9 protein-coding genes and 1 pseudogene are annotated in these 13,917 nt (G+C 65.4%); 4 read left to right on the forward strand and 6 right to left on the reverse strand.

What is annotated here, in order from left to right:
• Nucleotides 1-66: 66 nt before the first annotated feature.
• Both ABZW17_RS15960 and ABZW17_RS15965 read right to left on the reverse strand, forming a co-directional pair.
• Nucleotides 67-504: a hypothetical protein gene (locus ABZW17_RS15960; protein ID WP_354813894.1), complete on the reverse strand. Its 438-nt coding sequence runs from the start codon at nt 502-504 to the stop codon at nt 67-69.
• A 146-nt stretch (nt 505-650) separates the two neighbouring features.
• On the reverse strand, nt 651-4,787 hold the full coding sequence (locus ABZW17_RS15965) for a tetratricopeptide repeat protein (RefSeq protein ID WP_354813896.1): 4,137 nt from the start codon (nt 4,785-4,787) through the stop codon (nt 651-653).
• Nucleotides 4,788-5,145: 358 nt separating this feature from the next.
• Between ABZW17_RS15965 and ABZW17_RS15970 the strand changes: the two genes are divergently transcribed.
• Both ABZW17_RS15970 and ABZW17_RS15975 read left to right on the forward strand, forming a co-directional pair.
• On the forward strand, nt 5,146-5,514 hold the full coding sequence (locus tag ABZW17_RS15970; protein WP_354813898.1) for a hypothetical protein: 369 nt from the start codon (nt 5,146-5,148) through the stop codon (nt 5,512-5,514).
• A 221-nt stretch (nt 5,515-5,735) separates the two neighbouring features.
• A pseudogene (locus tag ABZW17_RS15975) lies at nt 5,736-5,924 on the forward strand (hypothetical protein); the annotation flags it as partial.
• 159 nt (nt 5,925-6,083) lie between these two features.
• Here ABZW17_RS15975 and ABZW17_RS15980 read toward each other — a convergent pair.
• Nucleotides 6,084-6,896, reverse strand: a complete 813-nt coding sequence (locus ABZW17_RS15980) for a hypothetical protein (protein ID WP_354813900.1) — start codon at nt 6,894-6,896, stop codon at nt 6,084-6,086.
• Nucleotides 6,897-7,084: 188 nt separating this feature from the next.
• Here ABZW17_RS15980 and ABZW17_RS15985 point away from each other — a divergent pair, with 188 nt between their 5' ends.
• Nucleotides 7,085-9,979, forward strand: coding sequence for a BTAD domain-containing putative transcriptional regulator (locus tag ABZW17_RS15985; RefSeq protein ID WP_354813902.1), 2,895 nt, complete (start codon nt 7,085-7,087; stop codon nt 9,977-9,979).
• 864 nt (nt 9,980-10,843) lie between these two features.
• Here the strand turns inward: ABZW17_RS15985 and ABZW17_RS15990 are convergent.
• Nucleotides 10,844-11,524 (reverse strand): hypothetical protein, encoded by a 681-nt coding sequence (locus tag ABZW17_RS15990; protein WP_354813904.1) that lies wholly within the window; start codon nt 11,522-11,524, stop codon nt 10,844-10,846.
• Between the two features lie 319 nt (nt 11,525-11,843).
• On the opposite strand from ABZW17_RS15990, the gene ABZW17_RS15995 reads away from it, so the two are divergent.
• Entirely contained in the window at nt 11,844-12,395 is a 552-nt protein-coding gene (locus tag ABZW17_RS15995) for a hypothetical protein (RefSeq protein WP_354813906.1), read from the forward strand.
• A gap of 137 nt (nt 12,396-12,532) precedes the next feature.
• On the opposite strand, the gene ABZW17_RS16000 is transcribed toward ABZW17_RS15995, so the two are convergent.
• A complete protein-coding gene (locus ABZW17_RS16000; RefSeq protein WP_354813908.1) occupies nt 12,533-13,051 on the reverse strand; it encodes a hypothetical protein in 519 nt (172 codons plus the stop codon).
• Nucleotides 13,052-13,163: 112 nt separating this feature from the next.
• On the reverse strand, nt 13,164-13,916 hold the full coding sequence (locus ABZW17_RS16005) for a hypothetical protein (RefSeq protein ID WP_354813910.1): 753 nt from the start codon (nt 13,914-13,916) through the stop codon (nt 13,164-13,166).
• Nucleotide 13,917: the final 1 nt, after the last annotated feature.

Below are 13,917 nucleotides of genomic sequence, written 5' to 3' on the forward strand. Positions count from 1 at the left end.
AAAAACTTCTGTATACGTGCTTGTTTACGTGCCAATGCGCTATCAGCGACTTCAGCTGCGTGTCTTCTAGCGGATGCGCAAGCCGCACTGCCGCTTCCAGGCCTGCATACCTTCCGCGCTCTCGACGCAGACGTTCGCAAGCCAAACAAGACCTTTTCGACCGCGTAACCCCGACCTTCGGGGGATTCGGGCGCCGATGTAGTCCCGCACCAGCTCGGCCAGCAACTGCACGTAACCGTCACTAGCAGCAGAGGTGCCCAATTCTAATATCAGATCTGGTAGGACCTGGACGATCGAGTCCGCCGTCGCCTGAGCGACGATCATGAGCCGATCCGCGGGCATGGCCTCGCGCGTGGCTCTCTGCACGAGAGCATGCGCGCGGACGGTTCCCGCTGTCGGTGAAGGATCGAGGCTGATCAGACTCAGCCGGTTCAGGCACCCCAAGCCATCGCGCGCCTGCTCCGCGGTCACCTGGTCATCTGCAGTGGCGCGGAGGTAGTTCATAACCGCCTCCGAGGCGAACAGCTCGGTGGGGATGCCGTTGGCGTCCAAGAGGCTCGCCACTTCCAGGAGTGGCTGCGCCGCTCACTCGCACGTCCGTGGCCGCGCTCGCAAACCTCCCAGAGCGCAGTCTCGCCCGCAGCATCGGATCAGAACCGAGGGAGTTGTCCTTTGGGACCAGTGGTGGCAGCGATGACGTTGAAGCGACCTGGACCGAAGGTCTCTTCGCCGGTGGGGCCGGACGAGATCTGCCGGATGCTGGCTGTCAGGTCTGCTTCGACGCCGCCGGGGAGCTTTAGTCGGATCAGGAACGGCAGGACCAGCCCGATGACCACCAAGCCGACGAGTACCGGTGTGAGAGTCATCAGCATGACCCCGGTGATCTTGTTGGAGAGGAAGAACGCGATCCACAAGGCCAAGAGGGTCGCTACGCCGATGCTGACGACGACAACGCTGCCCCTCGTGCTGCTCCGGGTGATCCGCAGGCTTTCTTCCATGATCCGCAAGCTGCGCTGTGCCTCGACGTTTCCCGGGTCGATCTGCACACAGCGCCGCAGATCACGGACGGCTCGGCGCCGTTGAGCGGGTTTCGCGGGAAAATCGCCGGCGGTCTCCGCCAGCTTGTAGCGGGCGACCGCGGCGACGAAGTACGGCTCCGCCTCGCCGGCCGCTCGCGCGATGGCTTCCTGCGCGTGTGCGAGGGCGTCGGTGTAGAACTGGCGCCCCTGGGTGGCGTCGCCTCGTCCGATCAGCAACTTCGCCAAGGCCACGAGCAGTTGCCAGCGGGGCAGGTCGCAGTCCGGGCGGCGGAGAGCCTGATGGAGTACCTCCTCGGATTCGGTGAAGTCGCCTGCCGATCTGGTGAGGGCGAGCGCGAGCCCCAGGCTGGCGCTGCCGTTGGCCGGATCGATCTGTCTGGCCTGGCGGAAGTGGCGCACGGCGTCGGCGCCCTGTTTCGCGGACGGGTCCTCGATGTCGCGCTGGATCTGGAGGTGGCCCAGTTCCACATGGGCCTGTGCGTCGTACCAGTCGCGTTCGAGCGCGGCGTTGAGGTACTGCTCCGCCTCGTCGAACCGGCCGAGCTGCGAGTAGAAGGCACCGAGATCGACGTGACTCGCGTGGTGGTCGTCCAACTCGACGGCTTTCCGGAAGTGTTGTTCCGCCTGGGTGAACCGCTGACGTTGGTAGTTCAGCACACCGAGGCACGTATGCGCCGAATGGTTCACCGGATTCTCGTCCAGCACGGCGAAACACAGTTGTTCGGCTTCGTCACGAGCCTGTGGCGTCACATGCCGGACCAGACACCACGCCAGGCCGAACCGATAGCTAAGGTTCTCGGGATTCTTTTCGCGCGCGGCCCGGAAGAACTCGGTGGCGATCCGGTATTCCCCCGCGGCGAAGCGGACCCACCCGGCCTGGGAAAGTGCCTCCGCCTGCTCGCGGGGGCTCCCGCTGTCGGCTCGCAGCCGGCTGACGACGCGTTCCGCTTCGTCCAGCTGACGGTTGTCGTGATGGATCCAAACCAGCTCGCTGCGGAGCGTGCGTTCCCACGGCATTCGCTCGAGCGCGCTCGTCACATGCTGCGCGGCTTCGTCGAACCGGCGCAGCGAGCGCAACACGCCCGACCGTGCGGTGATCGACTCGACGTGGTTGTGATCCAGAGCGAGCGCCCGGTCGAACCACCCGAGACTCTCCTCGTAGCGTAGCTGGTCATCGTAAACGTATCCCATCTCCATGAGGAGATCTGGAAGGTCGGGACGCAGCTCGATGGCTTTCCGCGCGGCAGCTTCGGCGTCGTCGAATCGCCGCAGTTTCCGCAGAGCGGTCACCTGCCACTCCAGCGCGTGGGCGTGCCGTAAGTCGATCTCCAGAGCGCGTTCAAACCATGTCAACGCATCGGCATAGTGGAATTGGCCGCTGTGTACCCAGCCCATCTCGACAAGATAGTCAGGTTCGTCGGGGCGGAGCTTGATGGCTTCGCTTGCGGCCGCTTCGGCTTCATCGAAGCGGCGCAGCCGGCGCAAGATAACCACCCGCGACCGCAGCGCCCAGCTGCGGCGAGGATCGATGTCGAGAGCGCGTCGGAACCAGGTCAGGGCTTGTTCGTATTGGAGCTGGTCGCTGTGTACCCAGCCCATTGCCACCAAGAGGCCAGGATCGTCAGGACGTAGCTCGATCGCTTCCCGTGCCGCGGCTTCCGCTTGGTCGAACCTTCGCAGCGATTGCAGCGCCGCTACCTGCGACTGGAGTGTCCAGCCGTTGCGAGGGTCGATGTCGAGAGCGCGTCGGAACCAGGTCAGGGCTTGTTCGTATTGGAACTGGTCGCTGTGTACCGAGCCCATTGCCACCAAGAGGCCAGGATCGTCAGGACGTAGCTCGATCGCTTCCTGTGCCGCGGCTTCCGCTTGGTCGTACCTTCGCAATGACCGCAGGGTCAAGATCCGGAACGTCAACGCCGAGGCATCGCGCGGGTCGACTTCCAAGGCGTGGGTGTACCAGGTCAGAGCGTCTTCAAGGCGAAACTGATCTTCACAAAGCCAGGCCATCTGAAGGATGATGAGCACATCGAGCGGAAGCCGGTCGATGGCTTCCCGTGCGAAAGTCTCCGCCTCATCGAACCTTCTCAGCGCTCCCAGCTCCGATATCCGCGAGCGGAGTGCCCGGTCGTGGTCCGGGTTGATGTCGAGAGCTCGCTGGAACCAAGTCAATGCTTCTTCGTGCTGAAGCTGGTCACGCTTCACCCACCCCATTTCCACCAGAAGGCCGGGTTCGTCAGGTCGTAGCTCGATAGCCTTTTGCAAGGCGATCTGGGCTTGCTCGAACCGTCGCAGCCAGCGCAGTGCCTTCCCTCGCCACTCCAACGCCTTGCCGTGACGTGGATCGACGGTCAGGGTCCGCTCGAACCACGTCAAGGCGTCTTCGTAATGGGACTGGTCGCTGTGTACCCAGCCCATCTCGATGAGGAGGTTGGGTGCGTCGGGGCGCAGCTCGATGGCCTCTTGCAAGGCAGTTTGGGCTTGGTCGAACCTCAGCAGCCGACGCAGTGCCGTTCCTCGCCACTCCAGCGCCGACGCGTCGCGAGGATCGAGTTCCAGAGCACGGTCATACCACTTCAGCGCCTTTTCGTAGCGGAACTGGTCATCGTACAACCGGCCCACCTGTACCAACGCGTCCACGCTGTCGGGACGCCGGTCGATGCTCTCCTGTGCGGCCGACTCCGCCTCGTCGAACCTTCGCAGCCGTCGTAGAGCTGCCGTCCTCGACCGCAAAGCCCAATCGTGACGGGGGTCGATCTCCAAGGCGCGTTGAAACCAGCCCAAAGCGTCCTCGTCTCGGAGCTGGTCGCCGTGCACCCAACCCATCTGGACCAGGAGGATCGGTTCGTTGGGGCGCCGGTCGATGGACTCACGTGCGGCAGCCTCTGCTTGACCGAACTTTCGCAATGACCGTAAAGCGCTGACCCGCCAAGCCAACGCCGAGCTGTCGCGGGGAACGACTTCCAGCACGCGGTCGCACCAGGCCAGGACGTCTTCGTACCGGTACTGGTCATCACGCAGCCAAGCCATTCGCATCATGAGGCCGGGGTCGGCAGGGCGCCGCTCAATGCCTTCCCGTGCGGCCACTTCAGCCTCGGCGAACCTCCGAGACCGTCGCAGGACGTTCACCCTTGATCGTAAAGCCCAACTGTGACGGGGGTCGGCTTCCAAGGCTCGTTCGAACCACGCCAGGGCGTCTTCGTAACGATACTGATTTGCGTGTATCCAGCCCGTCCGCACGAGGAGGTCGGCTTCGCCCGGGCATCGGTCGACAGCCTCCCGCGCGGCGGTCTCTGCCTGGTCGAACCGCCGAAGTGACAGCAAAGCCGCAGCCCGCCACTTCAGTGCCTGTGCGTGGTGAGGATCTATTTCCAGCGCTTGGTCGAAGATGGGCAGGCTCGCCGCCCATTCGTACTGGTCGATCGACGACCGGGCATGAGCGACGAGAATGTCCGGACTGCGCGGAAACCGGTCAAGGGCCGCCTCGGCCGCTTCTCGTCCTTCGTCGAAGCGCCGGAGCCGGCTCAAGGCCGCGACCTGCCAGGCTGCTGCCTCCGGTGTCGGCTCAGGGCAGCGCAATGCCCGCTCGAAGCAGGCGAGCGCGTCCTCGAGCAGGTGCTGGGCCAGTTTGACCCGCCCGAGTGCGACCCAGGCGGCCGGGTCCCGGGGATACGCGTCCACGGCCCGGCTGCCCAGCGCCTCGGCCGCGGCCAGCTCGCTGTCCCGGCGTAGCCGGTCGACTCCGCTCACGCTGACCTGCTCGCCACCCGGTTCCCCCACTGCCGTTCCTTTCCCTGCCTGATTCCGAGCACACCAGGTTGCTGGCTCCATCGCCTTATTGCGCAAAGTGCGCCGAGACGTGCCGCAGTTCCCGGCTCGGGAGGAAAGCAGCGGACATGCTCGTGGCCACATCGATGGAGACGACTCGACGCACACATGTGTTACGGTTCGGAGCGGAGATGTAGTCCACTGGCGGAACCCGCTCGTTCGGCGGACACGAGCTTGTGACCGCGGCGCATACCTAGGGTCATGCATCCTGAGCACAGCGATCGTCGCGAGTTCAGCGTTCGGCAGCTTACAGAGCTAAACCACGAGATAGCCTGGCACCATGGTCTTCGGGCGCAAGCGCAGGCAGCGAGGTACGTACCTCTCCGCGGTCGCGGATCGCATCGGCGCGCGGAACGGCGTCGTCCTGAGGGACGCGTTCTCGGGCGGCAAAGGCGCCAACGGACCATTGGTATTGGGGGTTATTACCCTTCGAGATGGTGAAAACGCCGAAGTTCTCCAAGCCCAGATCGACGCGGCTGTCGCCGCCGGCTACGCACCGCCGAGACGCCGAGAGACCAACGGCGCCGGGTTCGTGCACAACCCCGGGCTGCCGATGCTGATCATCGAGACGTTTGCGGCCGGAACCGTGATTCCCCATCACGGCGAAGTCCCGGCGGGTCAGACCGGTGTCGTGTTGAGCCTGACCTAAGGGATGTCTCGTACCCGGTGTCCGGCAGACCGATCATATTCCTGTGGTGCAAGCGATCCGAGTGTTGTGGCCGGAGCGGACTGCCCGTTCACCGGGCTGGAGCCGGGCCAGTTCCGCAAACTGGTGTGGCTGGTCGCGGAGCGGCGTTAGTCGCACAGCTCCTTCGCGGACGCGGCGCCGCTGAACGCTACGCATAGCGGCACCAGCCGACGCATGTCCCGAAGCTGCTGGCCGACTCCCTGGACCGGACACTCGGGGTGCCCTCGTTCCAGGAGCAGGTGATGCAGATGGCCCCGCGACGTCGCCAGCTTCAACGCGGCCGAGGCCGACCAGCCGGCGGGCAGGTCGCCGCCGAACCGCTGGACCATAGCCTGCGCATGCGGTTCCACCTGCCGGTCGTGCCCGACTGAGCGAGATCAGAGCTGGGACGCACCGCCGGCCACCAGCAACTCGGCGCCGGTGAGTCCCTGAACCGTACAACCCGGGTTACACCGCTCGTATGTCAGACCAGGTAAATCTTGCCCGCGAGTTCGGTCTCAGATGAGGTGGCGGCGTTGACTCATCGATCTTCAGCCGGGTTGCCGCAGATCTCCGAAAGGGCCGTCACCGTACTTGGCATAGATCCACGCGGGTGCCACGGTTTCCTTGACGTGGATCATGACCCGTACGTACCGGTCAGGCTGGCTGACAGCGCTATGGCGGATGACTTCGTCGTAGAACCATGCCGACGTTATGAGTGCCAGACTTCCCGGTGACTGTGCGAGTTCCTGCTTGATCGCCGGGGAGTCGAGCAGGCGGAACGCGTGAACGATCGCCTGGCCGGTCGCTCCGTAGGCGTCGTAGGTGACCTCACCGGCATGAAGTACTAGGCGGAGTCGGATCTGTTCAGCGGGCAAGTGTTCCTCGTTGTAGCCGATCAGTGCCCGGGCGATGACCGGAACCACCTGTTCGCTGAAGACGGCCTTCGGGTAGGTGGATGGAGCGAGCACGAGGATGCCGTCGCCGAGATCGGCATGGTGGCAGTCCTCCCAGACGACTCCGGAGTTCAGCAGCGCATAGTAGACGGCCTCATAGAGCCCGGAGCGGACGGTGAGGCGGTCGGCGTTGGTGCGCCACGGGGAGGAGAATTCTTCAACGTCAACAGCCATGATGGTCCGATGTAGTGCAGCCGGGCCCGGCTGTTGCGGCAGTGGTGTGGCCAAGGAATCGGCCGACTTCTGGACCGCGACGTCGGCAGTGTTCGTCCGCAGCCGTCGCAGCCAGCGTCGCCGCGAGTTCGAGCTCGCGGCCGCGGCCGGCACCGTACTGGGCAGACATCGTGGATTCGCGTGCACGATCAGTTCGTTCTGTTCCCGACAGTCGACGTCGTCTGGTGTTGGCATCTGGCCACCTCCGCTGGGCCGGTCGTACGATCCCGATCGTGCGGCCTGCAGGTTGACACTGCGGTTGCCATCAACAGGACAGATCCTTGACAGCCGCGGTTACCAGCGGCGCAGCCCGGCTGCCCGGCGTTAGGGTGCACGTCATCGCGTCCCTTGGCCGGCACTCCGTGGGGTGACAGAGGAGCCCAATGGAGTTGAAGATCCTGGGCAGCGTGGAGCTGCGACGTGACGGCCAGAAGATCGACTTCAAGCGTGCGAAGGAACGGTTCCTGCTCGGTGTGCTGGCGATGCGCCACGGCAAGCTCGTGAGCACCCAGACTGTCATCGAGGCGCTCTGGGATGACCCGCCCCGGCTCGCGAGGAAGACGCTGCAGGCCTACGTCAGCCGGCTGCGTAAGACGCTTCGAACAGTCGGTGCCAGCGCCGAGATCCTCACCCACGACGGCGGCTACACGTTCTTTCAGCGCTCGGACACCCTCGATTACCTTCAGTTCCAGCAGCTGGTCCGGGCCAGCCGAGCGGCGCGCGAAACGAATGATCTCGACGGAGCCGCCGCAGCGCTCGAGAAAGCAGTAGCCCTGTGGCGTGGCGAGGTCGTCAGCGGCCTGGACACGCTCTGGATGGAAGGCGAGCGCGAGGACCTCGAGGACCGCGAGCTGCTACCCGGTTACCAGGCCCTGTGCACGATCGAGCTGAACCGCGGCAACCTTCACCAAGTACTGGGCTATCTCGAGGCCGCACCAGCGCGGCACGAGCAGGACGTCACCTTCGCAGCGCTGCGGCTCAGCGCCCTCAACGGGCTCGGGCACTTCGAGGATTTCGACGCCTGCTGGAGACAGATCCGGGACCGCTGCGCCGAGTCGTACGGCACCAGCCCTCCCCGGGAACTGCAAGAGCACTACCGCAAGCTTCTCCAGGATCGTGAGCTGGTCGAACACGCCGACTATCGCCGCACACAAGCTGCGTTACGCGCCATCCCGCCTGCACAGCTGCCGCTCTCGGTCAGCGAATTCGTCGACCGCGCCGGACACCTCACCGAGCTGGAACAGCGGCTGATCAGAGCGCACATGAACGGTCCGACCTCGACGCTCATCGTCGTGATCACCGGACCGGTCGGCGTCGGGAAGTCCCAGCTCGGGCTGCGCTGGGGACACATGATCGAGGAGCAGTTTCCCGACGGCCAGCTCTACGCCGACCTATCCGGCTACTCCCCCACACCTGCCAGAAACCCCGACGCCATCGTCACGGAGTTGCTGGAATCGTTCGGTGTCGCCGCGCCTGACCTGCCCAGCACCCCGGTGCTGCGAGAGCGCGAACTGCGGACGAAACTGGCGGGACGGCGAGTTTTGATCTTTCTGGACAACGCGCTCAACTCCGAACAGGTGACACCCCTGTTGCCGGGCAGCGCCGCCTCGGTGGTGATCGTGACCAGCCGACACCGCCTCACTGACCTGGTCAACGATCACGGCGCCTACCGGCTCGTCGTCGAACGTTTCACACCCGCCGAGACCGCAAGCCTGCTCACCGCCCTGGTCCCGGACTCGTACACACCCGCCAGCACACTGACGGCCGAAGCCGCCAGTCAGCTGACCGGCGGTCTGCCCCGAGCGATCCGGCTCCTCGCCGACGCGCTCACCACAACGACCTCAACCCAGCCGCCCAGACCCGACGATCTGCTCCTGGCCGGCGAGTCCGACACCCGGACGTTGCTCGCGTCGATCGTGTGGTCCTACGACCGCCTCTCCGCCGGCTCGGCCAGGACGTTCCGGACTTTGAGCATGCATATCGATCCGACGTTAAGCCTCGCTGCAGCGACGGCGCTGGACGGCACCAGCCCGGAAACGACACGCCGCCATCTCAAGGCCCTGAGCGACCTGCACCTGGTGGACATGCGCGGTGACGGCTATTCGATGGACACTTTGACACGGGCTGCAGGTGAACGGCTGGCCATCAAGATGGACCCCGCCGACACCCGGGCCCGCGCCAAGACCCGTCTGCTCGACTGGACCGCCACGCTCGCCACCCACATCGCCGAAACTCTGTCCCCCACCCGCCCGCATACCGAGATTCAGATACCCGACCCGGACAACGCCCCCAGCGATCCCTACTCCGATGCGAAGGCCTTGCTGGAGTGTGAACGTGCCAGCATGGCCGCGAACGTCCGGCGCGCCGCATCCACCCACCTTGGTCACGCCGTCGCCATCCTTCGCACGCTACGTCCGCATCTGGAGATCGGCGACAGCCTCCACGACTGGCACCACACCCACGAGATCGTTCTCGCCGCAGCGGTGGCCACCCACGAAAGCGGCAGCGAAGCTGAGGCACACGCCGGCCTCGCTCAGCTCCACCATCACCTCGGCAACCATGACGCGACCTTGACGTCTGCTTACCTGGCTACCACTCTGTTTCGCGCGATAGCCGACCAGCGTGGCCTCGCCGAAGCCCTGCTGCTGCAAGCCACTCACTACAGCACGACAGGCGAACACGACCTGGCGACCGCGCGAGCCTATGAAGCACTGACGCTGCAGCCCGGCATCGACGAGCCAGCCCTGGCCGCGCGTACACGCCTGCAACTTGGGATCGACCTCTGCCACGTCAACGACCTCGCGGCAGCACTCGAGCACCTGACCGCCGCCGAAGAAGGGTTCCAGCGCTTGCCCGACCACCGCCGACGAGCACAAGCGCTGCTCCACCTCGGCCGACTAACCCGTCGGCGAGGCCTCACCGACGTCGCGGCCACCCAGCTACAGAAAGCCGCAGAGCTGCACACCCACCACCCCGCCGACCACGCGCAGACGGTGGCGGTTCTCCTCGAACTCAGCGAGGTCAGCCTCGAGCGACGCGACTACGTCGAGGCAGTCCTACGGGGCAGGGAGACCGTGGGTCTATGCCGATCACGCGAAGACCACGTCAGTTCCGTCCGCGCGCACGTCACAATCGTTCGCGCACACGCAGCAACCGGACGACAGGACGAAGCCTGGGCCGAGTCCCGCCGAACACTGGATTTGATCGAAGAAATCCAGGACCAAGTAAACGATTATGTTCGAGAACATTTCACTAGGCTCGGCCTATGGCCTGATTGATACACGCGCCCCGCAAAACCAGGGAGCATCGCCCTATTCCGACGTGACAGCGACTACCGCGGCTGGCTCGCTCGGCCACATGTTGCCCCGTTCGAGTGACAACCGTCTCATCCAGGGTAGCCATTTCTTATATACCCGTCCGGCTACATAGCTTCGACGCCGGCCCTATGCCGATGGGCGTGCATTTGCGACCTTTAAAACAGGCGGCAACACGGCATCACGTGCAATAAATGCAAAGGCAAGCGTCTTCCAATGGGATGGGCAGGGTTGGTGGATCCAGACGATACGGGGACAAACGACGCAAGGGTCGGTCCTATCGCCCACGACAACACGTTCGGCGGTACCGCTGGCGTGGTCGTACAGGCAGCAGTTGTCCACGGTGGCATCACCATCGGTATGGCGGAGGCCACGTCGCAGACGATGTTGCGGCAGCTGCCGAGACGGGTGGCCGCGTTCGCCAGCCGAGAGGCCGAGCTGGCGACGGCGGTCGGATTGCTTGCCTCGAACAGTGCCGTGGTTGTATCTGCGGTGGCCGGACTGGCCGGGGTCGGCAAGACAGCGCTCGCTGTGCACGCCTGCCACGCCGCGGTGGAGGCCGGCTGGCTCCCCGGCGGGGTGCTGTTCATCGACCTGCACGGCTACGAAGGCGGTGCCGATCGGGACGGAGCATGCGCTCGATTCGTTGTTACGGAGCCTAAGTGTAAACGAGGAACGCATTCCTCGCGATGTCGACGCCATGGCCGCGTTGTGCCGATCAGTGCTCGCCGATCGCGCCGATGCGGTGCTGGTGCTGGCCGACAACGCGTCCGATATCAGGCAGGCTACGGGCTGGTGTGAGCTGGCTGTGCCGAACTCCGTGCGAGGTCAACTGCCGTCCTCGTCACCGCGGTGGCTGGTCACGCAACTGGTGGGCTTGTCACGCAAGCACACTTTACCGTTGGCGATGCGTAAGCCGACGGTGTCGAACGCCGTGACCCAGTTAGCTGCAATGGCCTGCTGAGCTGGAGCAAGCTGGATCAGACCAGCGCACACGGCGGCGTGGAGCTTGTTCTCGACCGCGTCTTTCGGATTCGGGATGGTGCCGGGTTCGACCCACAGGTTGCGCGGATCATCGGGGGCACCGCCGAGTTCGAGGCTGACCAGGTGGTCGTATTCACCTTTGTCGCCCGGGGTCAGGTTGTAGGAGCGGGCGGACGCGGCCTTCATCGAGTTCGTCTTCGACGTCGGCGGCCGGACAGTTTTGGTCCACCCCGCCTGGCAGATCGTGTCCTTGATGGTGTCCTGCCGCACGGCCGAGTTGACCGCCCCGGGCGTGCAGTGCGGGTCAGGTAGGGGCTGGCCGTCGCGGTGGCCCAGCGTGCAGGTTCCCGGACCGGGCATCGCCGCGGCGGAGTTCCCGACCGGCAGCTCACCCGGCGCGGCCGGCGGCGCTGAGAGTGAAGTCGAGGTCGGTGTTGCCGCGAGGGAGGTGTGGCAGCCGGCGAGCGCCAGCGTGGCGAGTGCGGCGACGGCCCACAGGCGCGTGCCGGAGAAAGAAAGGGACACGGGAGTCTCCTGCGTCAGCAGCTGCGGCGAGGAATGCAAGCCCTCGAGCGTGGGACAAGACTTGACAGGGTCCATTTTCTACCGGCTCCGGGGGCGTTGCCTGCATCGCCACGCCGTACCCGAGTGTGGCCGGCCCGCCGAAGGTAGGGATGTTCCGGACGAGGTGGCACGAATTCGTCGCGGTGAACGGTTCTGCAGTGGCGCTGTCATCTGGTGGCTTCTTCACTGTCACCGTGTCGTCGCCGTCGCCTGCGCATGGTGAACACCACGCACACCCGACCTGTTCGGCAGACTCCATGATGTTTGCGAAAGGACCATGATGAGCCGCTCCGTACTTCGCGTATGCCTCACGGCCGCCGCGGTCACCGCCACCGCCGGCGCGACTTTTGCTCCTGCCTACGCCGCCGGCCACACGGCCGCCGCGCCGCTGTCGACCGCGGCGTCGTGCTCGCAGGCCTACCTGCCCCTGCCGGACCCGGCCTGCACCCCGGGCGCGAAGAACCCGGACGTCACCCAGTCCACGATCGGCTCGACGATCTGCGTGTCCGGCTGGACCGCGACGATCCGCCCGTCCACCACCTACACCAACGGGCTGAAGAAGCAAGGCATCATCGACTATGGCTACACCGACACAAACATGGCCGACTACGAGGAGGACCACTTCCTCCCGCTGGAGCTCGGCGGCGCGCCGAAGGACCCGCGCAACCTCTGGCCTGAGCCGCACTCCGGTGACGAGAACTCCTACAGCAAGGACTCCGTCGAGAACGCTGTGAAGAAGGCTGTCTGCGCTCACCAGGTCACCTTGTCCGCGGCCCAGACGGCCATGCTGGACGACTGGACCACGGCGAAGGCGGTGCTCGGCATCGGCTGACCTGGCCCGGTTCAACCCCGGGCTTATCGGCGGAGAGTCTGGCTCCCCCGGCTCGTCCCCGTACATAGGTATTCGCGGCCGCCCACGGGGTGGCGGGCGCCAGGCTCACGTCGGGTACGTGACGCCTCCCCGCCGTACTATTGCGGCTGCATCACGGCATAGAGGACTTGGGCGATGGTCGTGACCCGGTCCTTGCAGGCCTGGGTGGCGTCCCTGGCGGCATTCCCGTCGTCGAGCCCGATCTTCAACGTGGCGTTGCTGTCCAACACGAGCAGGTCACAAGTCTTCCCGGTGGCGATCGGTCCCCACGCGGCCTGCTCCCCCAGGTGCACTGCCGGGTCCACCACGTAGCCGGCCGGCCCGGTCTGCACCTCGAACCTGCTGCGTTGCCGGGCCACATTGGTCACTTCCACGTCCAGGTCGACCGTCACCCTGCTCGCCTCGTCGGTGAAGGTGCACAGCCAGCCCTGGGTGCCCCCCAGCGGCGTGTCGGACCTCTTCGGCGGCAGGTTGCTTTCCCGGGCCGCGAAGTCGTCGCAACTGGCCAGTGGGCCGGCTCCGTACTTGCCCTCGACCGCGTCGTAGCCGCTGCCCCGGTTCAGCACCGCGAACACCGCCACGGCGGCACCGACCACGACGACCAGACCGAAGGCCACGATCGCGATGATCCAGCCAGGGGCGAGGCCACGCTTCGGTGGCCGAGGCGGCCCGTAGGGGTATGGCGGGAAGCCCTGGGGGGCTGATGCGTTCACGGCTGCACCCCGCTGATCACAGGTTGACCGCCTGGGGCCACTTGCCACCGGGCAGCCGGGGGTCGTTCATCAGCCCCTTGGCGTCCCGCACGATGGTCAGGGTCTCCATCAGCTTAGTGGCGATCTCGGCCAGCCGGTTGATCCCCCCGGTGACCAAACCACCGATCGCGCCGGCCAGATCCTTCACCGCGAACGGGATCTCGACGACCGTGGCGCCTTCGAGCGCGGCGGTCACCAGCGCACCGAGGAACTGGGCGACGATGTCGACCAGGCCGTTCATGAACTCGACGTTCAGCTTGGCGATGTTCAGCAGCCAGCTGCTGATCGCATCCGCCTTCCCGCCCTGGCCGCCGATCGCGTCCACCGCGTCCCGCTGGATCTTCGCTCGGTTCCGGTACTCCGTCGCCGCCGCACCTTCCCAGTAGGCCAGGTTGGGATCGGCGGGAGCCTCTACCGAGCCGACCATCGCCGAGACGTCCTTCTGGACGTGGTCCTGCCAGTTGAAGCTCTGGATGACCAGCGACACGACCGGCATGTGGTGCTCGACGGCGTACCGCACGAGCTTCACGACCTTGTCCAGGCCGTCGCGGACCTTGTTCAGGGCATCGGAGATCCAGATCAGCGCGGGGCCGAGAACGTATTTCCAGTCGTTGATGTGGCTGACCGCGGCGTTGTACTTGTCGATGATCGTGCCGATCTCGCGCTCGATCGTGCCGAACATGTCGTCGAGAGGGCCGATGAGAGCCTCGGGGCCCGCGGGCGTGGTCATG

Source organism: Amycolatopsis sp. NPDC004625, assembly GCF_040609695.1.
Lineage (GTDB): Bacteria > Actinomycetota > Actinomycetes > Mycobacteriales > Pseudonocardiaceae > Amycolatopsis.

Excerpts from the sequence above, each read along its gene's own strand:
- ABZW17_RS15985 (WP_354813902.1), top strand. The coding sequence starts at position 7,085 with ATGGAGTTGAAGATCCTGGGCAGCGTGGAGCTGCGACGTGACGGCCAG.
- ABZW17_RS15970 (WP_354813898.1), top strand. The coding sequence starts at position 5,146 with ATGGTCTTCGGGCGCAAGCGCAGGCAGCGAGGTACGTACCTCTCCGCG.
- ABZW17_RS15960 (WP_354813894.1), bottom strand. The coding sequence starts at position 504 with ATGAACTACCTCCGCGCCACTGCAGATGACCAGGTGACCGCGGAGCAG.
- ABZW17_RS15980 (WP_354813900.1), bottom strand. The coding sequence starts at position 6,896 with ATGCCAACACCAGACGACGTCGACTGTCGGGAACAGAACGAACTGATC.
- ABZW17_RS15995 (WP_354813906.1), top strand. The coding sequence starts at position 11,844 with ATGAGCCGCTCCGTACTTCGCGTATGCCTCACGGCCGCCGCGGTCACC.
- ABZW17_RS16005 (WP_354813910.1), bottom strand. The coding sequence starts at position 13,916 with ATGACCACGCCCGCGGGCCCCGAGGCTCTCATCGGCCCTCTCGACGAC.